Origin of the sequence: Marinifilum flexuosum, from assembly GCF_003610555.1 — a bacterium.
GTDB classification, from domain to species: Bacteria; Bacteroidota; Bacteroidia; order Bacteroidales; family Marinifilaceae; genus Marinifilum; species Marinifilum flexuosum.
The window spans coordinates 346842-373044 of sequence record NZ_RAPQ01000010.1 but is presented as its reverse complement, the minus strand read 5'-3'; the positions used below and the strand labels follow the sequence as shown (position 1 = coordinate 373044).

At 35.3% G+C, this 26203-nt stretch carries 17 protein-coding genes; 15 read left to right on the top strand and 2 right to left on the bottom strand.

Annotation, left to right across the window (positions count from 1 at the left end):
• Positions 1-113: 113 nt before the first annotated feature.
• Entirely contained in the window at positions 114-1388 is a 1275-nt protein-coding gene (locus tag BXY64_RS14795) for an exo-beta-N-acetylmuramidase NamZ family protein (RefSeq protein ID WP_245996673.1), read from the bottom strand.
• A 152-nt stretch (positions 1389-1540) separates the two neighbouring features.
• On the opposite strand from BXY64_RS14795, the gene BXY64_RS14790 reads away from it, so the two are divergent.
• The 11 genes from BXY64_RS14790 (at position 1541) to BXY64_RS14740 (ending at position 20236) form a co-directional block, all read left to right on the top strand.
• Positions 1541-2935, top strand: coding sequence for a transglutaminase-like domain-containing protein (locus tag BXY64_RS14790; protein ID WP_147376006.1), 1395 nt, complete (start codon positions 1541-1543; stop codon positions 2933-2935).
• Between the two features lies 1 nt (position 2936).
• Entirely contained in the window at positions 2937-4400 is a 1464-nt protein-coding gene (locus BXY64_RS14785; RefSeq protein WP_170150676.1) for a glycoside hydrolase family 10 protein, read from the top strand.
• A gap of 149 nt (positions 4401-4549) precedes the next feature.
• A complete protein-coding gene (locus BXY64_RS14780; RefSeq protein WP_120240763.1) occupies positions 4550-5725 on the top strand; it encodes a C40 family peptidase in 1176 nt (391 codons plus the stop codon).
• Positions 5726-5738: 13 nt separating this feature from the next.
• Positions 5739-6875: a dipeptide epimerase gene (locus BXY64_RS14775; RefSeq protein WP_120240762.1), complete on the top strand. Its 1137-nt coding sequence runs from the start codon at positions 5739-5741 to the stop codon at positions 6873-6875.
• A gap of 39 nt (positions 6876-6914) precedes the next feature.
• Positions 6915-9944, top strand: a complete 3030-nt coding sequence (locus BXY64_RS14770; RefSeq protein ID WP_120240761.1) for a SusC/RagA family TonB-linked outer membrane protein — start codon at positions 6915-6917, stop codon at positions 9942-9944.
• Positions 9945-9962: 18 nt separating this feature from the next.
• Positions 9963-11501, top strand: coding sequence for a RagB/SusD family nutrient uptake outer membrane protein (locus BXY64_RS14765; protein ID WP_120241030.1), 1539 nt, complete (start codon positions 9963-9965; stop codon positions 11499-11501).
• 242 nt (positions 11502-11743) lie between these two features.
• The gene (locus tag BXY64_RS14760; RefSeq protein ID WP_120240760.1) at positions 11744-12931 is read left to right on the top strand and encodes a metallophosphoesterase; all 1188 of its coding nucleotides are present in this window, start codon (positions 11744-11746) and stop codon (positions 12929-12931) included.
• 13 nt (positions 12932-12944) lie between these two features.
• A complete protein-coding gene (locus tag BXY64_RS14755; RefSeq protein ID WP_147376005.1) occupies positions 12945-14039 on the top strand; it encodes a hypothetical protein in 1095 nt (364 codons plus the stop codon).
• Positions 14040-14295: 256 nt separating this feature from the next.
• On the top strand, positions 14296-16485 hold the full coding sequence (locus BXY64_RS14750; protein ID WP_120240758.1) for a glutamine synthetase III family protein: 2190 nt from the start codon (positions 14296-14298) through the stop codon (positions 16483-16485).
• A gap of 123 nt (positions 16486-16608) precedes the next feature.
• Positions 16609-18966: a PorE family type IX secretion system protein gene (gene porE / locus BXY64_RS14745; protein ID WP_120240757.1), complete on the top strand. Its 2358-nt coding sequence runs from the start codon at positions 16609-16611 to the stop codon at positions 18964-18966.
• Positions 18967-19066: 100 nt separating this feature from the next.
• On the top strand, positions 19067-20236 hold the full coding sequence (locus tag BXY64_RS14740; protein WP_120240756.1) for an AIR synthase related protein: 1170 nt from the start codon (positions 19067-19069) through the stop codon (positions 20234-20236).
• Between the two features lie 487 nt (positions 20237-20723).
• Here the strand turns inward: BXY64_RS14740 and BXY64_RS14735 are convergent, their stop codons facing one another.
• The gene (locus BXY64_RS14735) at positions 20724-21050 is read right to left on the bottom strand and encodes a hypothetical protein (protein WP_147376004.1); all 327 of its coding nucleotides are present in this window, start codon (positions 21048-21050) and stop codon (positions 20724-20726) included.
• Positions 21051-21468: 418 nt separating this feature from the next.
• Here BXY64_RS14735 and prfA point away from each other — a divergent pair, with 418 nt between their 5' ends.
• The 4 genes from prfA to BXY64_RS14715 all read left to right on the top strand — a co-directional run bounded on the left by prfA (position 21469) and on the right by BXY64_RS14715 (position 25952).
• Complete coding sequence (prfA, locus tag BXY64_RS14730; protein ID WP_120240754.1) at positions 21469-22554, top strand: peptide chain release factor 1; 1086 nt, start codon at positions 21469-21471, stop codon at positions 22552-22554.
• 71 nt (positions 22555-22625) lie between these two features.
• On the top strand, positions 22626-23453 hold the full coding sequence (pyrF, locus tag BXY64_RS14725; protein WP_120240753.1) for an orotidine-5'-phosphate decarboxylase: 828 nt from the start codon (positions 22626-22628) through the stop codon (positions 23451-23453).
• A 111-nt stretch (positions 23454-23564) separates the two neighbouring features.
• Entirely contained in the window at positions 23565-24854 is a 1290-nt protein-coding gene (locus BXY64_RS14720; protein WP_120240752.1) for a DUF2851 family protein, read from the top strand.
• 63 nt (positions 24855-24917) lie between these two features.
• Complete coding sequence (locus BXY64_RS14715; protein ID WP_120240751.1) at positions 24918-25952, top strand: potassium channel family protein; 1035 nt, start codon at positions 24918-24920, stop codon at positions 25950-25952.
• Positions 25953-26203: the final 251 nt, after the last annotated feature.

The following is a 26203-nucleotide window of genomic DNA, read 5'->3' as shown; positions in this document are numbered from 1 at the left end:
ATGTACCTTTCGCAAAAAGTTGCGGAAGTTTGCACAATTTTTTGCACAACGGTGCGCAAGTTTTTGCGGAAGCGTAAAAAAAATGGTCGCTTTTTAGCGACCATATAAATGCATTAGTACAACCAATATTTTTTCGATTTTTCTTTAAAATCTTCAGCAGGAATATTCCATAAATCCTCAATGTCTTTCACAAGGAAGTTTTTCGAAAACTCATCTCTGATTTTCTTGTCTCCGCAAACTTTATCAAACATGTTCAGACGAGCTTTATCGCACATTTCAAATACATTTTTGTCTGGATTTAATTTGTGTAGTTCTTGCAGAACGTAGAATTGAATTAAAGAAAGTGGCGCTTTTGTCACATCGGTAAAATGTAACTGTACACCATGAATCATTTCTCCCTTGCTAACTGAATAGTATGGTTTGTAATGTACCGGACGGAATATTACTCCAGGTAGAGATAGTTTATTTAAATTAGATGCTAATTTGTCGGCATTGATCCATTCGGCAGCAAATAGTTCAAAAGGTTGCGTGTATCCAACTCCAATTGATACTGTGTAAAGTTCTCCTAAAATTCCTGAAATTGCATAGTAAATTGCAGTATTCGAATTTGGGATATGAGGTGATGTTGGGACCCATGGTAAACCTGTTTCAGCAAAAATTATATCTCGTTTCCAGCCATCCATTTCTACAACGGTTAGCTTGCATTTTTTGCCATCTTTTAATAAGCCTTCTTCGTTTAAATAATTGGCAAGCTCTCCACAAGTTAGGCCATAAACATAAGGAACGGGAAACTGACTTACAAAGGAAATATAGTCAGGTTCAACCAAACCGCCTTCAACTTTTAAACCGCCAATTGGGTTAGGACGATCCAAAATAATTAATTCAATATCGTTTTCTTGGCAGGCTTCCATTGCTAGCCCCATCGTACTTATATAGGTGTACGATCTTACTCCAATGTCTTGAATATCGTAAACTAAGGCATCTAGTTCCTTTAGCATTTCAGAATTTGGCTTTTTGTTTTTGCCATAAAGAGAATAGACGGTTAGGCCAGTTTTATTATCAGTATATGTTCCAACTTTAGCACCTGCAGCATGATCTCCTCTAATTCCGTGTTCGGGACTGTACAAAGCTTTTACCTCAACATTTGTAGCCTCATGAAGCAAATCGATAGTTGAAACGATATTTTTATTCACTCCTGTGGGATTTGTGATAATACCAATCCTTTTTCCAGATAAAATTCTAAAGTTGGATTTTTGTAGTACATCTATTCCAGTTTCTACTCTTTGAGCATTTAAATGCTCTTGGGGTAGTCCAAAAATCAGCATTAATATTACAAGTCCTCGTAGAGGTATGCTCTGTGTTTGCATCTTTTTGTTGTTCAGTTTCATAGTGTAGATAACGGTTTTAACAATTTAGAATGTTGTTTTTTACATTTTTTCATTGCAAAACTAATAAAATTTTTACTTTTGTAACATGTATGACATATTAATAGGATATTAGAGTGACAAAGCCCATACCCCGCTATTTAATTATTGTCATTGTGTTACTTTGTTTCTCTTGTAACTCAAAGGATCAGCAAAATGGCAAGTTAAGTCTTTTAATTGAAAGAGGTGACTATAGCGTTGCTTCTAACATGATCAATGATAAGTTAGAAGACAAATTTCTCACAGAAACACAGAGAAGAGAGTTTTTGCATCAGCTGGATATGATGCGCAGAATAGAAAGAGAGTTCTCTTTATCCGAGGAATATGTGATTGATCGCTTGAGTGAATATTTTGGAGATTCAACGACTCTTTATATGCTCAAATGGGAAGCAGATAAATCTTTAGAGTTTAGGCTAATTAATGATCAGAAGAAGTATTTTAAGAATGGTGTTTGGAATCTTTTTAGAGTAAATGAGTTTGCCAAAGCCAGAAAAGAAAAGCTAAAAGGAAAGAGTGTTGATCCTTTGGATGCCTATTGTTTGGATCATACAACTGAACTGGTTAAAAAAACAAACGGAGAAGGAGAGTTAATTAATCCGGTTAAGAATATATTCGACTACGCCATAAAGTTAAAAGCTGATGCTGTGCCAGCAGGTGAAATCATTCGCTGTTGGATGCCATATCCTAAAGAAAATCATACAAGACAGCAAAATGTAGAATTCATTTCGATTAATTCGGAGTATTACATGATTGCTCCAGATTCATTGCCACAAAGAAGTATTTACTGTGAAAAAATAGCAGAAGCTGGCAAAGAAACCAGATTCAATGTAAAGTTTAAAACTACATCTTATGCACAGGTATTCTTTCCTGAAAAAATGAAATTGAAAGAGTACGATAAAACTTCCAAAATTTATATTGAGAATACGAAGGAACGAGCTCCTCAAATTGTATTTACAGACAGAATTAAAAAGTTGACTGACGAGATTTGTGGTGATGAAACTGATCCTTTAAAACAAGTTGATTTATTGTACAATTGGATTGATATCAATATTCCATGGGCAAGTGCATTAGAGTATGGAATCATGTCTCATATTCCAGGTTACGTTTTGGATAATATGCATGGAGATTGTGGGATGCAAACCTTACTGTTTATAAGTATGGCACGATACAGAGGGATTCCTGCCAAATGGCAATCAGGCTATATGTTGCATCCTGGATTGGTGAATCTTCATGATTGGTGCGAGGTGTATTATGAGGGAATTGGTTGGGTGCCACTTGATCAATCATTTGAGATGCAAAAAAGTGAGGATCATTGCGTGCGTCATTTCTATAAAACGGGTATTGATGCACATCGGTTAATTGTTAACGATGATTTCTCTAGAGAATTTTACCCAAAGAAAAATTGGCCAAGAAGTGAACCTATCGATTTTCAGAGAGGAGAATTAGAGTGGAATGGTGGAAACCTGTATTTCAGTGATTGGTCTTACAAAATGAAAGTTAGCTATGAATAATATGAAGAAAGTTATAGCATTGGTATTGCTTATTTCTATGAGTTGTGGAGTTTTTGCCAAGAAGAAATCTCCTAAAAGAGAAATGCGTGCAGTTTGGATCGCAACGGTTGATAATATCGATTGGCCATCGAAACCTGGCTTAAGTGTGGAAGAACAGAAAAAGGAATTGATTGCTCATTTGGATCAACACAAGAAATATGGAATGAATACGGTGATATTTCAGGTTCGACCAGCTGCTGATGCTTTTTACAATTCGCCATACGAACCATGGTCACAATGGCTAAGTGGTGAGCAAGGAAAAGCTCCGGATCCATTGTATGATCCTTTACAATTTGCAATTGAAGAGTGTCACAAAAGAGCTATGGAATTGCATGCATGGATGAATCCATACAGAGCTGTATTTCTTTATAAGGATGCCAAAACAGATCCAAATCACATTACCAATACTCGACCAGAATTGTTTCTGACCTATGGAAAGCACAAATATTTTAACCCCGGATTGCCGGAAACCAGAGATTACGTGTCGAAAATTGTTGGTGACGTGGTTCGTAGGTATGATGTTGATGCCATTCATTTCGATGATTATTTCTACCCATACAAAATAAAAGATGAGGCTTTCCCTGATTCAGAAAGTTTCACAAATCATGGTGGGAAATTTTATCCAGATCGAATTGATGATTGGAGAAGAGAGAATGTAAATCTTGTAATCAAACAAATAAACGACACGATTAAATCAATAAAGCCATGGATGCCTTTTGGTATTTCTCCATTTGGAGTTTGGCGAAACAAAAGTGTTGACAAGTCTGGATCAAGAACTCAAGCTGGTCAAACCAATTACGATGATTTGTATGCTGATGTGTTGTTGTGGTTAAAGAATGATTGGATCGATTATGTGGCACCACAAATCTACTGGCATATTGGTAAAAGAGTGGCCAATTATAGAGTAATAGCAAAGTGGTGGAACAAAAATTCATATGGTAAACCATGCTATATAGGTCAAGGAGCATATAGATTAAATTCTGAATCAAGTATCAAGTCATGGCATAGTGCAAATGAAATTATTCGTCAGGTTAAATTGAACCGAAAACTTAAAAATGTTGATGGAAGTATGTTTTTCTCTGCAAAAAGCTTTTTAGAAAACAAATTGGGGATAAATGAAGCGCTGGTAAAAGAAATGTATAAAGATCCGGCTATGCACATGAAGAACCCACTGTTTGAAGGAGAGGTTCCCAATCGTCCCAAGTTAAAAAGAGAGAACATGAAGCTTGAATGGACAAAACAGCAAAATGCTGCTTACTATGTTGTGTATAAAAAAGAGAAAAAATCAAATAAGAAAATATTTTGTATTACAAGTTTATGTGAGTTGAATTTGGAAGCGGCGCAAAGTGTGGGTGATTATTCTGTAGTGGCAGTGAATAGAGGGCATTCGGAGAGTTCGGAAAGTAATAAAATAGTAATAGAATAGCTCCTTTTCTTAATTTGATTGCTTACAATGTGTTTACTTGTATTACAAATATGTGTTTTTAAACATGTGTGTGTTAACCAATAAATTAACTGATCATTTTTAAATTTGGATTCATGTAATATGTAATACCAATTATTTAAGAGTAAAAAATGAAATACACCTATTATATTTTGATGATATTGATGCTATTTGCTTGTGGTAGTAAAGATGATGCTATTCAAAAAGCAAATAAGTTATCGCAGGAAATTGGTAAATGTTTTGCGCCAGATCGTAGAGAAGCAATTTATACTACAAGTTTTTCTATGAGCAGCAATGGTAGTCTGGTGGTTAGTGGAGAAACATCTTTGCCGGAAGCTAAGTTAGCATTGTTTTCTTCTTTGGAGGGCTTAAATGTTCATTTGGTAGATAGTTTGGTTTTACTTCCAAAGGATAAAATGGGAAATAAGATTTGGGGATTGATAAACTTAAGTGTTGTAAATCTTAGGTCTCAACCAAAGCATTCGGCAGAGCTTGTTTCGCAAGCAATTATGGGAGCTCCGGTTAAGATCCTAAATAAAAAGAATTCCTGGTATCAAATTCAAACCCCTGATAAGTATATAGCTTGGGTGGATGAAGCTGCATTGAATCTACGAACCAAGGAAGAAATGACGAATTGGAGAAATGCTAGAAGAGTGATTTTTCAGTCACATTTTCAGATAGCAAAAGATGAACAAGGCAAGGAAATAATAACAGATATTGTAGCAGGATCAATTCTGGAAGTTCAGAGTGAAAATTCAAAGTATTTGTTGTTAAACCTACCAGATAAAAGAGAGATCAGGTTAAATAAGACAGATTGTATCGATTTTGATTTATGGAAGTCAAAAGAAATCAAAGAGCCGTCAATGCTTACTCAATTAGCCAAGGAATTTATGGGGAGACCCTATTTGTGGGGAGGAACATCATCGAAAGGTGTTGATTGTAGTGGTTTTGTAAAATCCGTGTATTTCATGAACGGAATAATATTGGCTCGTGATGCTTCATTGCAGTTTCTTCATGGAGACACCATATCTCCTGAACAAGGGTTTGAAAATTTAGCAGAAGGAGATTTGGTGTTTTTTGGTAGAAAAGCTACAGAAAACCACAAGCAAAAAGTTACTCATGTAGGAATGTATATTAGGGATGGAGAGTTTATTCATTCCTCGGGTAGAGTAAAAATAAACAGTTTTGATCCTGAAGCAAAAAATTTCAGCAACTACAGAACAGTTTCATGGTTGGGTGGTCGCAGAGTTTTAAATAGAATAGGGGAAGAAGGAATTATTAAAGTTTCTGAACATCCTTGGTATTAAGATTTAAATAGAAATGAAGTTAGATAGAAGGAAATTTATAGGTAGTGGTGGATTACTTGCAGGAGGAGCGTGTTTGCTTCCTTTGTTTAGTGCATGTAATAGTGGAAAGGAAGGAGTTAAAGCCAATTATTCCGGTTCTGGTCTTAAGTTGAGTTTTGAGCCATACGACTTACAATTAAAACATGTTTTTACCATAGCATCATTTTCCAGAACTACAACGCCAGTAATGTTGGTGAAGATTGAGTGGGAAGGGTTTGTTGGATATGGTGAAGCTTCTATGCCTCCATATTTGGGTGAATCTCATAAGACCGCTACAAAGTTTTTAAGCAGTTTAAAGCTTGATCAATTTACCGACCCGTTTCGTTTGAACGAGATTTTATCTTACGTTGATGGTGTTGCAGAAGGAAATTGTGCCGCAAAAGCATCGGTAGATATTGCTTTGCATGATTTGATTGGCAAGATTGTAGATAAGCCTTGGTTTCAGATCTGGGGATACAATCAGGAGGATACTCCCTTAACCACGTTTACTATTGGAATTGATAAACCGGAAGTAGTAACTGAGAAAGTTAAAGAAGCTGCTCGATATAAAATACTTAAGGTAAAAATTGGTCGTGGTACTGATGAGGAAATGATTAATACTATCAGAAAAGTTACCGACATTCCTTTGTGTGTAGATGTAAATCAGGGATGGAAAGACAAGCGTGAAGCATTGGATAAGATTCATTGGTTGAAAGAACAAGGAGTTGTTTTTGTTGAACAACCAATGGATAAGTATGATTTGGATACCATGGCTTGGTTAACTCAGCATAGTCCGCTTCCAACAATTGCCGATGAAGGAGTTCAACGTTTGGTTGATGTTCCAAAATTAAAAGGAGCTTATTCAGGAATTAATATCAAGTTGATGAAATGTACCGGAATGAGAGAAGCTCATAAAATGATGAATTTGGCCAAAGCTCTAGATATGAAAGTAATGATAGGCTGTATGACAGAAACTTCTTGTGGAGTAAGTGCTGCAGCTCAACTTTCACCAATGGTCGATTGGGCCGATTTGGATGGAAATCTTTTGATTTCGAATGACCCATATAAAGGAGTAACGGTTCAGAATGGTAAGGTGATACTTCCTAAGCGTTCTGGTATTGGAATAAATTAAATCTAATTAAGATAATTTTGCTAATCTAAATTTAACACAATGAGAAAAATTGCATGCTTTGCGTTAATTATGCTTCTTGGCTGGCAGGTATCCTGGGCACAGGATGTGTTGGTAAAAGGTATAGTTACCGGTGCAGAAGATGGGCTGACAATCCCAGGTGTTTCGGTTGTAGAAAAAGGTACAACCAATGGAACAACAACTGATTTTGATGGAAATTATCAAATCAATGTTGGAACTGATGCTACATTAGTATTCAGTTATATTGGAATGAAAACGTTTGAGATAGCTGTTGGCACTCAAACAGAAATAAATGTGAAACTTGAGGCTGACAATGTTGCCATGGATGAGGTTGTAGTTGTTGGTTATGGTGTTCAGAAAAAAAGTGATGTAACTGGTTCTGTAGCTACTGTTAGTTATGAAGATTTGGAAGCGATGCCAGTCAATTCGGCTGTTGATGGATTAAAAGGTCGTATTGCAGGTGTTCAGGTAGTTTCTAACAGTGGTGCTCCAGGAGGTTCAATCTCAATTAGAGTACGAGGCGTTGGTAGTGTGAATGGATCTGATCCATTGTATGTTGTTGATGGTGTTCCAACAACTGATATTACTTTTTTAAATCCAAATGATATTGCTTCATTTGATATTTTAAAGGATGCTTCAGCATCAGCTATTTATGGCTCTAGAGGTGCGCATGGAGTTGTGTTGGTTACAACTAAAAGTGGTAAGAAAAATACGCCAACAAAAGTTAGTGTAGATGCTTACTATGGAGCGAAGAGCGTAATTAATAATTGGGAAACAACAAATGCTAGTGAATGGTTGTCTGTTCAAAATGAATTGAATAAAACAAGAACTGCTCCTTTAAATCTTGATCAGGTGGATAAAGATGTTGATACTGATTGGTTTGATGAGTTAACTCAAACTGCAACTGTTCAGGATTATAATATCAATATTAATGGGGGAACAGATAAGTTAACCTATTCTATGTCTGGAGGATATTACAATGAAGAGGGAACGGTTATTGGTTCTGAATACGAAAGATTAACTGCAAGAATTAAGTCTGATTATCAGGTAAAGGATTACTTGAAGATTGGTACCAATGTGAACATCCAAAGTAATGAGAAAAAATCTGTAGTTGAAGGAAGTTATCATACAGGTACAATCAATACCGCTATTAAGTTAGAGCCGGTAACTCCAGTTTGGTTTAACGAAGAAGCAGGAAATTATGGATATTCATACTTCACAGATTATCCAAATCCAGTTGCCCAAATTAATTACGATAATGCGAAGCGTGAAAGTTTCAGGTTGTTTGCAAATGTTTATGCAGAATTAGAACCAATTAAAGACTTAAAGTTTAAGACAAGTTATGGTTTGAATAGAACTGTTACAGATACTTATGATTTTGATCCTGTATTTACTGTTAATGCTAATCAGAGAAATTTGATTAACAAAGTTTCAAGAGGATACTATAAGACAGTTAAGCAAACCTGGGAAAACACCTTGACTTATCACAAATCGATTGATAAGCACGATTTTACGGTTTTAGCAGGTTTTACAAAAGAAAAAACCAGATATGAAGATTTGTTTGGAAGTGCTACAAATATTCCAAATGAAGATGAGGCAATGCGATTTGTTGGTTCAGGTGCTGATGGATATTATACATCAGGAGGAGCTTCTGAATTAACAATGATGTCTTACTTAGGGCGTATCAACTATGCTTATGATAATAAGTATTTGTTTACTGCTAACTTTAGGGCAGATGGATCTTCGAGGTTTGCAGATGGTAATAGATGGGGGTATTTTCCTTCTGTGGCATTGGGATGGAAAATTTCTGAAGAGGACTTTTTACAAGATGTTGATTGGCTTTCTATTTTAAAACTTCGTGGAGGTTGGGGTCAAATAGGTAATGAAAATGTTGGTAGCTATTACCTGTATCAAACAACAATGAGTGGTAATTCTCAGTACCGCTATATTTTCGGCGAAAATGAGGATATATATCAGGGATACGTTGTGAATGCAATGAAAGATAAGAACATTCAGTGGGAAACTGTTGAGTCTATTAACTTTGGTATAGATGCTGCATTATTTGATGCAAGAATGGAAGTTTCTTTTGATTGGTTCGATAAAGACACCAAAGATATGTTGTTAAGTATTCCAATTCCTTATTATTACGGATATGAAAGTGGTCCGGTAGTAAATGTTGGTGAGGCTAATAATAGAGGTGTGGAATTCTCTTTGAATTGGAGAGATCAAATCGGTTCCGATTTTTCATATAACCTTGGATTCAATATCTCTACATATAAAAACGAGATGAAGAGCCTTGGATCAGGAGAACCTATTAGTGGAGGTTCTTATTATGGAGGATCTGCTACCAGAACGGAAGTTGGAGAATCTATAGGTTATTTTTATGGTTATAAAACTGATGGAGTATTCCAAAATCAAGCAGAAATTGATGCCCATGCTGATCAATTAGGTGACAATTCAGATTTACAACCCGGTGATATGAGATTTGTGGATGTAAATGGAGATGGTGTGGTAAATGGAGATGATAGAACCAAAATTGGTAGCCCTGATCCAGACTATACTTATGGATTTAATATTGGAGCAGAGTATAAGAATTGGGAATTCAGTGCATTTTTCCAGGGATCAAAAGGAAATGAAATCTTTAATGCAATGAAAACTCACTTGTACAAGTTTGATGAGACGAATAAACACAAGGATATGTTGAACTCTTGGACTCCATCTAATACCAACACTAACATGCCAAGATTAAATGGTAACGATAAGAACAATACAAATAGAACGTCAGATAGATTTGTTGAAGACGGTTCTTATATGAGACTAAAGAATTTAATGGTAGCTTATAATTTCCCAAAACGTTGGTTAGATAAGGTGAAGTTAACTTCGGCTAAGTTGTATTTCTCTGGTCAAAACTTATGGACTATAACAGACTACTCAGGAGCTGATCCTGAAATTGGAATGGTTTCATCAAGTAATTATTTAAGTCGCGGTGTTGATATTGGTACTTATCCACAGGCAAAAACTTATGTTATTGGTGTTAAATTAAGCTTCTAAGCTGTAAAAATGAATAGTATGAAAATAAATATAAAATCAATAAGCAGATTACTATTGGTTGTAAGTGCAGGTTTGTTGCTGACCAATTGTAGTGATGATTTTCTTGATCAGGACAAATTGGGAGAAGAAACTTCTGATGTATATTTTAATAGTCAAGAAAAAGCATTAGCATCCTTAACTGCAGCATATTCGGATTTAAAAGATTACCGTTTTGGATGGTTCTTTTGGGCATTTGGTGAAACATTAAGTGATAATGCTGTATATAGTGGTAGTGATGGTGATAATGCAGGTTTTGAACCATTAAAAACGTTTAACGGAACAGCTGATGCTTTTCAGGTGCGTTACAAGTGGCAACTTTGTTACAGAGGTATAAATAAGTCTAGTCAGACTATTGAAGGAACTGAACAAATGGATGATGAGCTATTTGAGACTGGTATGAAAGCAAGAATTATTGCTGAAGCAAGAGTTTTAAGAGCTTTTTATCATTTCGAGTTAGTTAGAGCTTTCGGTAGAATTCCTGTATTAGATCACGTAATAAGAACTGCAGATGAAAAAATCAGCCAATCCGAAATTGCTGAGGTGTATGCTTTTATTATCAAAGAATTGGAATTAGCTGAACCTAATCTTCCTTTAAAAAGTGCTTACTCAACAAGTGATTTAGGACGCATAACCAAAGGTTTTACACAAGGATTCTTGGCAAAAGTGAATTTGTATGCAGAAAATTTTGATGCAGCAAAATCTTGGGCGAAAAAAGTAATAGATTCAAAAGAGTACGAATTAGATCCTGACTATGCACATGTTTTTTCTTTTGATGGAGAAAATGGTATAGAATCAATTTTTGAAATTGATTTTATTAATTCGGATACGGAAACATCGGCATTCCGTAATAATGGAAACTTCCAGACATTGTTCCAGTTACCAAGAAATATTACATATGGTTACGGTATCAATCAACCAACACAAAATTTAGCTGATGCTTTTGATGCAGCCGGTGATGTTGTTAGAAAAGCTGCCACTCTACTAACTACTGATGAGGTATATGAAAAAGAAATTCCTCAAGGAGTATGGGATTGGTATAATGATCAGACTGATATGACAGTTGCAAATGATTCATTGGATCAGTGGAAAGCAAAGTTAACATTTAACAGAACCGGGTACTATCAGGAGAAAATTTATGTAGCTCCTGAAGATCGTTCAGCTGCTATTCGTAATAATGCTAATAATACTAGAATTATGCGTTATGCAGAGGTGTTGTTAATGTATGCTGAAGCTTGTGCTAAAACTTCTGACGAAGGAAGTGCAAGAACAGCATTGAATGAAGTTCGTAATCGAGTAGGTCTGGGAGATATTACGACTTCTGGTTCTGCGCTAATTGATGCGATTTATGCAGAACGTCGTTTAGAATTAGCTGGTGAGAATGATCGTTATCACGATCTTGTTCGTACAAATCGTGCAAATATCCTTCCGTATTGGACTGAAGCAAAAAAATATTGGCCTGTACCTCAAGCAGAAATTGATAAAACAACAGGTGAAATAGATCAAAATCCTGGATACTAAATCAGGTACATTGTAGTAGTAGTGAAACAGGGGTTCGAAAGGGCTCCTGTTTTTTTGTATGATTAGCTCTTAATAATTTTTACTAACTTCATGCAAGTTCATTGCTTGTTCGATTTCGGGCAGCCTGTGTTTTGCTTTCGAACATTATGGATGTACTATTTTCTATAAAATTTTGGTTTAGTTTTTGATTTAAAGCAAGCTGAAGAAAATGGTATTTGGTTTGATACTAAAAGATATATTTTATGATTTCATATCGGTATGTAAAATGTGTATTGTTCTTATTATGCATTTGTGTTTTGTTTCCACTTAGTGCACAAAAAAAGAAATTAAGTTCAGGTGCTTTTTCTAAATACGATAAAGTTTTTAGAGGAAATATTGATGACATAAACTTGCCAGATTACTCTGATGGCCCTCATTTTTCCTGGATTGATTCAAAAGAGGTTAGGATGTGGTATGTGGATCATTCGCATGAAGAAAATAGTATTAGTATCAGAGAGAAAAGATTAAAAATAAAGTCTGATTCAGTTCAGGTAAAAGGTCTTAAGGGTGATAAAAATAGATATTGGCTCAGAAAAGGAGATTACCCTGTACAGGGGGCTGAGTTTGAAAATGTTAAAAAAATATTGGTAGTTGGAGATGTTCATGGGGAATATGATGCTTTGATTAAACTATTAAGGGGAGCAAAAGTTATTGATGAAGAATTAAATTGGTTGTGGGGTGATGGACATGTGGTTTTTATTGGTGATATTTTCGATAGAGGAGATAAGGTTACGGAAAGCCTTTATTTGATTAAAAAACTGCAGCGACAGGCAAAAGCATACAAAGGTAGATTGCATTTCTTATTGGGTAATCATGAAATTATGGTACTGATGAATGATGCCCGATATATAGCTCCTAAATATAAAAAAATGAGCAAACGTTTAATGATAAATTATCCGCGTTTTTTTAAGGAGGATACTGAGTTAGGAAAATGGTTAAGATCGCTTAATTCAGTTGTGAAAATTAATGACCTTCTTTTTGTTCATGGAGGAATTTCTCCTGAGATGATTGAGAAAGATATGACTTTGAATCAGATTAATAAAGAAATAAGGATGAGTTTAAAGCCTGACCATGGAAAGACGCAGGCCGAATTAATGAAAGAAGTTTATTTTCCAGGCAACCCACTTTGGTACAGGGGATATTTAATGAAAACACGTAACTATTCAATAATTACTGATGAAGAATTGGATAAGGTGTTAAATTACTATAAGGTAAAAAGGATATTTTTTGGACATACTGAGGTGGAAGCAATTAGATTGTTAAAAGAAGGAAGGTTGGTTGCAATGAATGTTCCTATGGGATATGATGAAATAAAGCCACAGGTGTTGTTTATTGAAAATGATAATTATTATCGCATATTTATTGATGGGAAGAAAGAAAGTATTGAATAAATATAATTGCAAAATGGAGAATGGGAGCGTAATAAGAAAAGGACAAAATCTTGCTTTATTATTACTATTGTTAGTTTGTACGGGGAATATTTTAAGTGCAAATCCAATAACGGCGAAAGACCGAGATAGTTTGTTAAACTTACCATTGTTTAAAAATGAGGATCTGTTAAAAATAGAGTTAAAAACAGACTTGGCATTATTAATTAATGATATTGCAGAAAAAAGGAAATACCATAAAAGTGAATTAAAGGTGTTTTCAGAGAATGGTAAGGCTGATGTGATGGAGGTGAAAGTAAAAACCAGAGGTAATTTTCGTCGCAGAAAGCAAAATTGCAATTTTCCACCATTGCGTTTTAAAATTACCGTAAAAGAAGCTGTGGGAACGGAGTTTGAAGGGCAGTCAAAATTAAAGTATGTGAGTCATTGTCAATCTTTTGTGGATGATTATGAGCAGCATACCATTGAGGAATATCTTATTTATAAAATGTATAATTTGATTTCGAATCACAGCTATCGAGTTCGATTGTCTCAAGTATCATTTATAGATATTAACTCTTCGGATACCTTGACAAAGTTTGGGTTTTTTCTTGAAGATAAGGAAGATGTGGCCGTAAGAAACGGAAAGCACATTTTAAACTTCAAGAACATGAAGCAATATGAGATTTTGAGAGAAAATATGGTGATGCTCTCTTTGTTTCAATTAATGATAGGTAATGCCGATTGGGATGTTGGTAGATTGCATAATATAGATATAATGTCGGTTAGCGAATACAGTATTCCTGTTGTGGTTCCCTATGATTTTGACTGGTCGGGTATTATTAACCATTCTTACTTTACCTTATCTCCCAAAATAGAATCAGATGCCAAATACAAAAGATTGTACAAAGGGATGAGGTGGAGTTCAGAAGAGTTACAACAGGCTTTTACAAATTTTAATGAGCTTAAACCTTTATTTTTAGAATTGCTGAATCAATGTGAACACCTGAAAGAAACAAATCGATATAAACTCATCGGATATATCGAAGAATTTTACCATTTAATCAATTCCAGGAAGGATGTGAAAGAGGTAATTGAGAAAAAAGCACCAAAAATCCCTAAGGCGAAATAAAAAATACACTTCTACCGAAAAAAACTTTAAAATATTTGCGCAATCGATAAAAATCTAGGGTTTAACCTGGATTTTTATCGATTTTTTTGTGACATACCTGTTGTAATCCATGGGTAGTGTTGCAGAAATAGTTTTTTTTCTTCATTTTTGTACTGTGCAGTTGAGGGGGGTGTTTGGTGAAAAAAACAACTAATTTTTTAAAGAGCCCCTGTAATATTGCATATAACATTAACTATTAACTAAAATTTTTAAGTTTATGGCCACCATTAGATTTCAAGCGTTAAGTGAATTGCTTTCAAGACAGCCAAAATCGGTGACGTTACCTTCTAATAAGGCGACTGATTATTATGCCGATTTAGTTTTTAATGTAGAATCCATGAGAAAGTATCTGTCAAAAGATGCTTTTAAAGCTGTTAAGGCTGCGAACCAAAAGGGAGGATCTATCGATCGAAAAATGTCCGATGGTATTGCTTTAGGAATGAAAACCTGGGCAATTGAAAAAGGAGCTACTCACTATACTCACTGGTTTCAACCTTTAACCGATGGTACTGCAGAAAAACACGATGGCTTTATTGATTATGGTGATGGTGGTAACATGATAGAAAATTTTTCAGGGAAGTTACTGGCTCAGCAAGAGCCTGATGCTTCTTCATTCCCTTCGGGAGGTATTCGTCAGACTTTTGAAGCTCGTGGATATACTGCTTGGGATGTTTCTTCACCAGCATTTATTATTGGAACAACACTTTGTATTCCAACAGTATTTATTTCATATACAGGTGAAGCTCTTGATTATAAAACTCCTTTGTTGAAGGCATTGGCTGCTGTTGATGAGGCTGCTGTTGATGTTTGTCAATATTTCGATAAAAATGTTACTAAAGTTCATGCTAACCTAGGTTGGGAGCAGGAATACTTCCTTATTGATGAGGCATTGTATCAAGCTCGTCCTGATCTTGCATTAACAGGTCGTACATTAATGGGACACTCTTCGTCTAAAGATCAGCAGTTAGATGATCACTATTTTGGATCTATTCCTGAGCGTGTGACTAAATTTATGATGGATTTGGAGGTAGAGTGTCACAAATTAGGTGTTCCTGTGAAGACTCGTCACAACGAGGTTGCTCCTTCTCAGTTTGAGTTGGCTCCAATTTTCGAAGAGGCTAACTTGGCAAATGACCACAATCAGTTGGTGATGGATGTAATGAAGAGAGTTGCTCGAAACCACAAGTTCCGTGTATTGTTCCACGAAAAACCATACGCTGGTGTTAACGGATCAGGTAAGCACAATAACTGGTCGTTGAGTACCGATACTGGTGTTGTGTTAATGGCTCCAGGTAAGAATCCTAAAGGAAATATGCAGTTTCTTACCTTTGTTGTGAATACATTAATGGCTGTATATAAGAATCAGGATCTTCTTCGCGCATCCATTCTTACAGCATCTAATAGTCATAGATTGGGAGCTAATGAAGCACCGCCATCAATTGTTTCTGTATTCTTAGGTGATGAGGTTTCTAAGATGTTGAAAAAAATTGTTGAGGAAGTTGGTGAGAAGAAAATGACTCCAGACGAAAAAACAGCATTGAAATTAGGTATTGGTCGTATTCCTGAAATTATTTTGGATAATACCGATCGTAACCGTACTTCTCCATTTGCCTTTACTGGTAATCGTTTTGAGTTCCGTGCTGTTGGTTCTTCTGCAAATAATGCTGCAGCAATGACAGCTTTGAATGCAGCAATGGCTGTTCAGTTGAAAGATTTTAAAGCTGCTGTTGATAGATTAATCAATGAAGGAATTAAAAAGGATGAAGCGATTTTCCAGGTTCTTAAAAAATTAATTATTGAATCTAAACCAATCCGTTTTAACGGTGACGGTTATTCAGGAGCTTGGGTGATTGAGGCGAAAAAACGAGGACTAACTAATATCACAAGTGTGCCGGAATCTCTTTCTAAATATCTTGAAGCACCTGCTAAAAGATCATTGATTGAGAGTGGAGTAATGACAGAGAAAGAATTGGAAGCTCGTGTTGAGGTTGAAATGGAAAAATTCACCATGAAGATTCAGATTGAAGCACGTGTATTAGGTGATTTGGCAATCAACCACATTGTTCCTACAGCTGTTGCTTATCAAACCAAATTGATTCAGAATGTTCAAGGTTTAAGAGATATCTTCTCAGCTGAAGAGTTTGAAAATTTAGCAGGAGCAAGAAAAGAGCTAATTCGAGAAATTTCAGGTCACATTTCTTCTATTAAAGCAAAAGTGAAAGGAATGGTTGAAGCTCGTAAAGAATGTAATGTTATCGAGGATGGACACAAAATGGCATTTGCATATGATCAGAAAGTGCGTCCGTATTTGGAAGATATTCGTTACCATATTGATAAGTTAGAGCTTGTTGTAGATAATGAAATGTGGCCATTGCCAAAATATCGCGAATTGTTATTCAATAACTAGTTCGATCTATAATATTTTTAGAAAAAGGATGTTCATATATAATGGACATCCTTTTCTGTTTTGATAGGTTGACAATAGAATAAAATATTTATTTTTATACTTTATAATCGAACATATCACATAATGAAAATTCTTTCTTTCGCAGGATTACTCTGTATAATAGGCTTGTTAATATCTTGTTCATCGCAATCTTACGTTAATCGTGGAAATAAAATGCTAAAATCCGGCAGGTATTTTCATGCGCAGGAAATGTATGAAAAGGCATATAAAAAAGAGAAAGACAGGGAGCGAAAAGCAGAAATTGCATTTATGAATGCAAATTGTTTTGATGAGATTAATAGACCGCGAAAAGCATCATCATGGTATCGAAAGGCTATTATGAATAGGGATACTTTCGTGGATGCAGTAAAAGGCTTGGGCTATGCCGAGCTTAAAAACTACAGACTTGAGGAGGCGGAAGAGAATTTCTGGGAATATTTGGATTTAAAACCTGAGGCCGAACAAACCGATGATGCAGCTAAAATTCTGAAAAGAGTTTCTTATTGGGAGGAATTTCCAGGAAGGTATAAAGTGGAAGTTTTGAAAGAATTTAATTCTGCATCTAGTGATTTTGCTCCAATATATATGGGACAAGATACCAATGTGATTTTCTTTACATCAAATCGAAAATTAAAAGATAAGGTAAAAAAAGATGGTGTTACTGGTGAGTACTTTACAAATTTATTAGAGTCGCACTATTCAAATGAGGTGGTTCGAAAATCACGAAAGAAAAAAGGAAGAAAGGCCACAACTCGAACTGTAATTACTGATACTTATCAGTGGAGTAAGCCTTCTACGATTGGCGATACGATCAATTCAGATTGGAACGAAGGTGCAGCTTGTTTTAATTCAAGTGGAGATATTTTTTACTTCACTTCTTCACGAAAAATAAATAAGGACAATCAAGGAACGAAAATTTTTGCTGTACAAAGGCAGAATGGAGAGTGGGGCAGGGTAGCTCTTCAGGAATTGGTTCCCGATTCTTTGTCTGTTGCACACCCATCCATTTCTGCAGATGGTACAATTTTATATTTTGTTTCGGATATGCCAGGTGGTTATGGAGGAAATGACATTTGGATGAGTAAAAAAAGTGGAAGTGGATGGACAGAGCCACAAAATTTAGGTAAGCCAATCAATTCTGAAGAAGATGAATTGTTTCCACATATCCGCGACAACGGTAAGCTTTATTTTGCCTCAGATCGTAAAGGAGGAATAGGTGGATTGGATATCTATATGGCACAAAGAGCTGAGTCTGGTTTGTGGGAAGTAGAGAATATGAAATATCCGATCAATTCTACTGCCGATGATTTTGCAATTCATTTTCAGCCCAATAAAGAGAAAGGAATGTTTTCGTCTTCGCGAAAAAAAGGGAATGATAACATCTACCGATTTGATTATGTGCCTTTGCAATTTGCATTTATAGGGCAAGTTGTTGATTCGGAGTCTAAAGCTCCTGTTGAACGAGCTAGTATTAATTTGGTTTCATCTGATGGAGAACAATTGGATGTGAAAACAGATGACAAAGGAAACTTTCGATTTGAATTGAAACCTGACTTGGAATATATAGCTATGGTTTCGAAAGATGGTTATTTGAATGGCAAAGAGCAGGTAAGTACAGTGGGAATTCAAGTGAGTCGAAATTTTAAATCGATGATAGGCTTGAAGGCAATAGAAAAACCAATTGAGTTGCCAAATATTTTCTACGATTTTGGAAAGTGGAGTCTTCGCGAAGAATCGAAAGAAGCTCTTGATGCTTTGGTTGAAACCTTAAATGATAATCCGAAAATTACAATTGAATTGGGTTCACATACCGATTTTGTTGGGAGTGAATCCACCAATAAGGACCTTTCTCAGAAAAGAGCACAGTCGGTTGTTGATTATTTAATTGAAAATGGAATATATTGGGATCGTTTGGTTGCACACGGATATGGAGAGTCACAACCTAGGGTGGTGAGCAAAGAAATTGCTGATGAATATGATTTCTTGTTGGAAGAAACAGTGCTTACCGAGAAAAATATTTGGCAGTTTACCTCTAAGCAAAAAGAAATTGCCAATCAGTTGAACAGGAGAACAGAGTTTAAAGTTCTATCAACCGATTATGTACCTGGCCCCAACTCCAAAGTGAAACCAGGAAGTGATCCTAATCAGATTGGAAATACTCAAATTAAAGATTTAAATAAAGTAAAAGGTGTGTTTTATACCATTCAGATTGGTGCTTTTGGGAAGAAAACGGTTCCCGGAGTAATTCAAAATTTCAAAGTGGTTTTTAAAGCTCCGGTTAATCAATCGGCCGTTCGATATACCACGGGAATTTACGATAGCTACAAAGAAGCTAAATTGGAATCGCAAAAGATCAATAAGAAAGGAATTAAAGCATTTGTAATCGCATACTATAAAGGGAAAAAGATTACCTTTGCCGAAGCTAAAAAATTGAAGGAGTAATCTTGGTTTAAGATCGGCAAATGATTGTGAATGTTTCGTTTGGGACAAAAATGACTTTTTGCTTTTACCTTTTTACTTTTACCTTTTATTCTAAACAACCATGAGAAAAGACGAAAGATACAATCTTAGAGGCGTTTCGGCTTCGAAGGAAGATGTACATAGTGCGATTAAAGACCTTGATAAAGGCCTATTTCCGAATGCCTTTTGTAAGGTGGTTCCCGATTATTTAACTGGTGATGATGAATATTGCAATATTATGCATGCCGATGGGGCTGGAACAAAATCATCTTTGGCATATATGTATTGGAAGGAGACTGGTGATATTTCCGTTTGGAAAGGTATTGCTCAGGATGCCTTAATCATGAATATTGATGATTTGCTTTGTGTAGGTGCAGTTGATAATATTCTTTTGTCGTCTACAATTGGAAGAAACAAGAATTTAATTCCGGGAGAAGTAATTTCTGCAATTATTAATGGAACCGAAGAGTTGCTTGCCGAGTATGCCAAGCTTGGCGTAAATATTCACTCAACTGGTGGTGAAACTGCTGATGTTGGTGATTTGGTAAGAACCATTATTGTTGATTCTACCGTTACTTGCCGTATGAAACGTGAAGATGTAATCACCAATGAGAAAATTCAGGATGGTGATGTAATTGTTGGTCTTTCATCATCGGGTAAGGCAACTTACGAATCGGAGTACAATGGAGGTATGGGTTCAAATGGATTAACTTCTGCTCGTCACGATGTATTCTCGAAATATTTGGCGGAAAAATATCCTGAAAGCTTCGATAATGCTGTTCCTGAAGATTTGGTTTATTCAGGCAATTGCAAATTAACCGATTCGGTTGAAGGGGTAGATATTGATGCAGGTAAATTGGTATTGTCAGCAACCAGAACCTACGCTCCAATTATCAAAAAAATCTTGGATAAATATCGTTCTCAAATTCATGGAATGATTCACTGTTCGGGCGGAGCTCAAACCAAAGTTATGAACTTTGTGGATAATATTCATGTGGTAAAAGACAACATGTTTGATGTGCCACCATTGTTCAAATTAATTCATGAGCAAAGTGGAACCGCTTGGGTCGAAATGTACAAAGTCTTTAATATGGGACATAGATTTGAATTGTATGTTCCACAAGAAATTGCTGAAGATATCATCGCAATCTCAAAAGAGTTTAATGTAGATGCTCAGATTGTTGGTAGATGTGAGGCTTATGAAGGCAAGAAATTAACGATCAAAAGCGAATTTGGAGAATTCGTTTACTAAAGATGATCTTTAAAGATCCAAGTTTCAAACTTGTGATCTCATAAATACATATTAAAACCTGAACTTTCCATGTTAAAAGTTCAGGTTTTAACATTAATAGCTCAGCTTTCAACGTTGACAATTGTGGTGTCAATGTGGTTACATAAAGTTTTAACGTTGAAACTTCAACTTTTAATGAAAAATGATGTCCAGTAGGGCTAAAAAGAGAGTAAGAAAAGTTGACGCATTAACTTTTAATGTTGCGACTTCAATCTTCAACGTTGAAACGCCATGTTTTAATATTGAAACATCACTCTTCAATGTTAAAAGGTCTACTTTTAATATTAATTATTGAGTTTTTGATATTAAAACTTCAGGTTTTAAGAGTGAATGTTCAGTTTTCAATATATAAATTAGAAGAGGTTGACCTTCTGATATTCAAATAAAAAATACCACTCAAAGAGTTGAATGGCATTTTCTTATTGGTGTCTGTAATTTGATTGCAGACTTAATCATTTATTTCGAAGCCCCATTCTTTAATCACTTTGGGCTCATCAGGATAAACAGCAAGCAATAAATTTTTGATGCTGCGAATTTCGCTTGAGATAAACTTTAAATCATTGCTCTTTGAGTGATCAAAAGATTGTTTTTTTGCACTTGGTTCTGACTCTAGATCCTTAAAATTTCTAATTTTTTTAGATTTTTCAACTAGGCGATCCATATTGACAGCTCCGTTCAAAAGACTTTTTTTCTTATTGCATTCGTGTCTTTTGTTGATTTTTCCTAACAATCCCAATAATTGATCTTCGTTTCGGGGTATTCTAACTTTAACCATAAGCATCGGATTAGGCGGTGATAATTAATCTAATTAATACAATCCAAAAATTTGTTGTTACAGGTAAAATTAGAAGTTGCAATTTGCTGTTTTTGCAAATTTAAATTCAATAAAACCATTCTGGTTAAAGGGTATTTGGTTTTGTAAACAGGTTTATTGAATTTGTGCTTCTTCTCTTTAAATAAAAATAGTTTTTGACGATTAAAAAGTAAATAGGTAGCATGATTTTTTTTTCAATTTAAAATCATGATAATTTAAGCACTCTTGTTTAAAATAGGTTGATTTTGGTAAGCTTTTTGTTTGCCGTATTTTGCTCTGCTTTTATCTAAATTAAACAGCTGATGAACTATAATTTCATACTTCAGTATTAAAGTCGTTTTATTTTTCTAATTTTGTGCAAAATTTAGAATATTGTAGCATGAGCAATAATTTGATCCTAGATAAATTAGAAGGTGTCTTTATCAGATTTAAGGAGGTTGGTCAGTTGATCACCGATCCAGAAGTGATGGGAGACATGAAGCGCTTTGTAAAGCTTAGCAAGGAATATAAAGAATTGGAAGCAGTTACCGAGGCTGCTAAGCAATATAAGAATGCCGTTGATACAATTGCTGAGTCGAAAGATATCATTGCAAATGAATCAGATGAGGAATTGAGAGAAATGGCAAAGATGGAATTGGAAGATTTAGAAGTGAAACTTCCGGATATGGAGCAAAACATTAAGTTGTTGCTGGTTCCAGCCGATCCAGAGGATTCTAAAAATGCAATTCTTGAGATCAGAGCTGGTACTGGAGGTGATGAGGCAAGTATTTTTGCTGGTGACTTGGCGAGAATGTATACCAAATATTGTGAATCTAAAGGTTGGAAGGTTTCCATTTCAAGCTTTAGTGAAGGTACATCTGGTGGTTACAAGGAAATTGTAATGAATGTAAATGGTGATGGAGTTTATGGAGTATTGAAGTATGAGTCGGGAGTTCACCGTGTGCAGCGTGTTCCACAAACAGAAACTCAAGGACGAGTTCATACCAGTGCTGCTTCAGTAGCAGTATTGCCAGAAGCTGAAGAGTTTGATGTTGATATCAAAGAAAGCGATATCCGTAAAGATACTTACTGTTCTTCTGGTCCTGGTGGACAGTCGGTAAATACTACCTATTCTGCAATCCGATTGACTCACATTCCTACAAATATTGTAGTAACTTGTCAGGATCAGAAATCGCAGTTGAAGAACTTGGCAAAGGCAATGGTAGAGCTTCGTTCGCGTATTTATGCAATGGAGCATCAAAAATACTTGGATGAAATTTCATCGAAACGTAAAACTATGGTTTCTACAGGTGACCGTTCGGCTAAGATTAGAACTTACAACTATCCGCAAGGACGTGTTACTGATCACCGTATCAACCTTACGTTATATAATTTGTCGGCAGTTATGGATGGCGATGTTCAGGAAATTATCGACAAACTTCAAATTGAAGAAAACGCAGAGCGACTTAAAGAAAGTGGTTTATAAAGATATTGGCAGTGGTTTTTCCACTGCCTTTTTTTTGTTAAAATATTACTAAACAACCAATTTTATTCAATATGAATTATCAGGCATTATTTGAGCAAATCAAAAAGAAAAAAAGTTTCCTATGTGTAGGTTTAGATAGCGATATCAAAAAAATTCCTTCTCACCTATTAGATTCTGAGGATCCTGTATTTGAGTTTAACAAAGAAATTGTTGATGCAACTGCAGAATTTACCGTTGCTTACAAGCCAAACATTGCTTTTTATGAGTGCCGAGGAGCTCAAGGATGGAATAGTCTTGAAAAAACAGTAAACTATATCAAAGAAAAATATCCAGAGATTTTCTTGATTGCTGATGCGAAAAGAGGAGATATTGGAAATACATCGAAAATGTATGCAAGTGCATTTTTGGAAAATATGCCATTCGATTCAATTACAGTTGCACCATACATGGGAGAGGATTCTGTAACTCCATTTTTGGAGTATAAAAACAAATGGGTTATTCTATTGGCGTTAACTTCGAATAAAGGAGCTTTCGATCTTCAGTTTTTCCAGGAAGGAGAACAAAAGTTGTTCGAGAAAGTCCTTGAAAAATCTCAAGATTGGGGAACTAAAGAAAACATGATGTATGTTGTTGGAGCTACAAAAGCTGAAATGTTGGGTGATATTCGCAAGATTGCTCCTGATCATTTCTTGTTGGTTCCAGGGGTTGGTGCTCAAGGAGGAAGCCTTCAGGAAGTTGCAAAGTATGGAATGAACCAATCATGTGGCTTGCTTGTAAACTCTTCGAGAGGAGTTATTTTTGCTGATGCTTCTGAGAATTTTGCAAAAGTAGCTGGTGAAAAAGCTAAAGAGTTACAATTGGAAATGGAAGATCTATTGAAGGAGAAATCGGTATTGTAGTAAGCACTCCTTAAAGATATTGAAGCGACGTTTGATTAAACGTCGCTTTTTTATTGTCTTTTACTGAGCGAATTATTAAATTTCGAATACTTACTGTAAAAATATTATGGTATGAATGAGGAATTTCTGCAGTTTATTTGGAAGCACAAGCTTTTTGATGGTCAAAACCTGTTCTCTACTGGAGGAGATAAAATAGAAGTTATAAATATTGGGAAGCAAAATAAAGATGCTGGTCCGGACTTTTTTGATGCTCGGGTTAAGATTAATGATGTGATGTGGGCTGGAAATATAGAGGTTCATATCAAATCATCATTCTGGTATCAGCACAAGCATCAACAAGATTCAGCCTATAATAATGTGATTTTGCATGTAGTTTATGAAGATGATGCAGATGTATTTATAGATGAAACTAGAAAATTGCCTTGTTTGATTCTAAAATTCGATTCAGGTTTGCTGCAGAATTACAATCAACTTATGTATTCCACTCAGTGGATTCCTTGTTATGATGAAATCAGTTCGGTTGAAAAATTCTTTGTGCGAAACTGGTTGGATAGAATGATATTGGAGCGCTTGGAGAGAAAATCTGCTGATGTGAAGAAAATGCTGAAACTGAATAAGAATTCATGGGAAGAAACATTTTATCAGATTATTGCTAGATATTTTGGGATGAAGGTCAACGCTGATCCTTTTCAGCAGTTGGCGCAAGTGTTGCCATTAAAGATTTTGGCTCGACAAAAGAATTCACTATTACAATTGGAAGCTTTATTGTTTGGTCAGGCTGGATTGCTGAATGATTCTATTGATGATGCTTATTATAAAAACCTACAGCAGGAATACTTGTTTCTTGCAATTAAATATGAGTTAAAACCTTTGCCTTTGCATCGATGGAAATGGTTGAGGTTAAGGCCAGGTAATTTTCCAACAATCCGAATTGCACAGTTGGCAGCTCTTATTCATAAATCTTCCTCTTTATTTTCAAAAATTCTGGATTGTGGATCTTATAAAGATATTCAGCATTTGTTCGAAATTCAGGTTTCTAGCTATTGGGAGACTCATTATCAATTTGGGGGTGAATCAAAAAACAAAAGCAAGCAAATTGGAAAAATGACAATCAATTCAATTGTAATCAATTCGATTGTTCCCATCTTGTTTTGCTATGGTGATATTAATGGTGATGAGTTGATGAAAGAAAAAGCTTTAAAGTTTTTGGAAGAAATCCCGGAAGAAAAGAATTCTATAATTGATAGGTGGAAAGAATGTGGAGTAGAGGTAAAATCATCTTGGTATTCTCAAGCTTTATTGCAGTTGAAGGTGAACTATTGCGATGAGCACAGATGTTTGCAGTGTGAATTCGGTAATCGAATTATTCGAATAAAAAATTATCAGACACATACCAAATAAGTTTACACAGCTACATTCTATTTAAGGATATTGATTATCTTAGATTATTATTGACTTGCTCCTATGAATAGACAAAAAATTTGGGAAGAGAATATCCGAACTTTAAGTATTGCCATGTTTTTTCTTGTACTAACTGTTTTGGTTGGTACAGCTGGTTATATGTATATAAATGAGGCTTACAGCATTGTTGATGCCTTGTATATGACGGTTATAACCATTTCTACTGTTGGTTTTCAAGAAGTTCATCCTTTGTCTGAAACAGGAAAAATATTTACCGTATTTTTAATATTTATAAGCTTTGGAATTTTTGGTTATTTGGCTTCTGCAATAACCAGGTTTATTTTAGATGGCGTATTTCGTAGAAACTTAAAAGATTATAGGATTGTGAGGAAAATTGAAAAATTAAATGGTCATGTAATTGTTTGTGGTTTTGGCCGAAATGGTAAGCAAGCAAGCTTGGAGTTGATAGAGCATGGTGAGGATGTTGTTGTTGTAGATTCAAATGAATCTGCGATTGAGAGAGTCCGAGCTTTTTCTGATCTTCTTTTTATCCAAGGTGATGCTACCATGGAAGAGGTGCTTGATATGGCTAATATCTCTGAAGCTAAAGCATTGATTACTGCAATTCCCAATGATGCAGAAAATGTTTATGTGGTTTTAACCGCTCGTGAAATGAATCCTGGTTTAAAAATTATATCTCGTTCTTCCAATAGTCAATCTGACAGTAAGCTAAAAAGAGCTGGAGCTAATAATGTAATAATGCCTGATCGTTTGGGAGGTCAGCAAATGGCAAAGTTGGTTGCCCAACCTGATGTGGTTGAATTTTTGGATAATATCCTATTGCAATCTACCAAAGGTGTAAAGCTGGAAGAGGTAAGTTGTCAGGATTTGTCTGGTTGTTTTGTCGGAAAATCAATAAAGGAATTAAATGTACGAAATAGATCAGGTGCTAATATCATAGGATTGAAAGATGGAGAGGGGGGGTATATTTACAATCCATCTCCCGAATTGATGCTAGAGAAAAACTATCATTTGTTTGTTCTTGGGAATAAAGACCAGGTAAATAGTTTAAAGGAACTTTTATTGAATGGAATTTAGAAATTACATCATAGAATAAGCCTATTGTAAAATCACAATCTTATTGTGATTTTTTTGTATTTGTAAATCAGGCCTTTGTGATTTTTCTTTACTTTTTCTTTTAAAAATGTTTGGAACTTTGGACTTCTGTCTATTATATTTGCATCCACTTTCAACGGAGAGTGGATTTATAAAATGGTTGTTTAGTAGTATTTTATAGGCAGCGGTAGGGTGGTCGTAGGAATCTTTTTTTAATTGATTATTTACACCTA

Coding starts and splice junctions, on each gene's coding strand:
- BXY64_RS14795 (WP_245996673.1), bottom strand. CDS start 1,388: ATGAAACTGAACAACAAAAAGATGCAAACACAGAGCATACCTCTACGA.
- BXY64_RS14785 (WP_170150676.1), top strand. CDS start 2,937: ATGAAGAAAGTTATAGCATTGGTATTGCTTATTTCTATGAGTTGTGGA.
- BXY64_RS14780 (WP_120240763.1), top strand. CDS start 4,550: ATGAAATACACCTATTATATTTTGATGATATTGATGCTATTTGCTTGT.
- BXY64_RS14775 (WP_120240762.1), top strand. CDS start 5,739: ATGAAGTTAGATAGAAGGAAATTTATAGGTAGTGGTGGATTACTTGCA.
- BXY64_RS14770 (WP_120240761.1), top strand. CDS start 6,915: ATGAGAAAAATTGCATGCTTTGCGTTAATTATGCTTCTTGGCTGGCAG.
- BXY64_RS14765 (WP_120241030.1), top strand. CDS start 9,963: ATGAAAATAAATATAAAATCAATAAGCAGATTACTATTGGTTGTAAGT.
- BXY64_RS14760 (WP_120240760.1), top strand. CDS start 11,744: ATGATTTCATATCGGTATGTAAAATGTGTATTGTTCTTATTATGCATT.
- BXY64_RS14755 (WP_147376005.1), top strand. CDS start 12,945: ATGGAGAATGGGAGCGTAATAAGAAAAGGACAAAATCTTGCTTTATTA.
- BXY64_RS14750 (WP_120240758.1), top strand. CDS start 14,296: ATGGCCACCATTAGATTTCAAGCGTTAAGTGAATTGCTTTCAAGACAG.
- porE (WP_120240757.1), top strand. CDS start 16,609: ATGAAAATTCTTTCTTTCGCAGGATTACTCTGTATAATAGGCTTGTTA.
- BXY64_RS14740 (WP_120240756.1), top strand. CDS start 19,067: ATGAGAAAAGACGAAAGATACAATCTTAGAGGCGTTTCGGCTTCGAAG.
- BXY64_RS14735 (WP_147376004.1), bottom strand. CDS start 21,050: ATGGTTAAAGTTAGAATACCCCGAAACGAAGATCAATTATTGGGATTG.
- prfA (WP_120240754.1), top strand. CDS start 21,469: ATGAGCAATAATTTGATCCTAGATAAATTAGAAGGTGTCTTTATCAGA.
- pyrF (WP_120240753.1), top strand. CDS start 22,626: ATGAATTATCAGGCATTATTTGAGCAAATCAAAAAGAAAAAAAGTTTC.
- BXY64_RS14720 (WP_120240752.1), top strand. CDS start 23,565: ATGAATGAGGAATTTCTGCAGTTTATTTGGAAGCACAAGCTTTTTGAT.
- BXY64_RS14715 (WP_120240751.1), top strand. CDS start 24,918: ATGAATAGACAAAAAATTTGGGAAGAGAATATCCGAACTTTAAGTATT.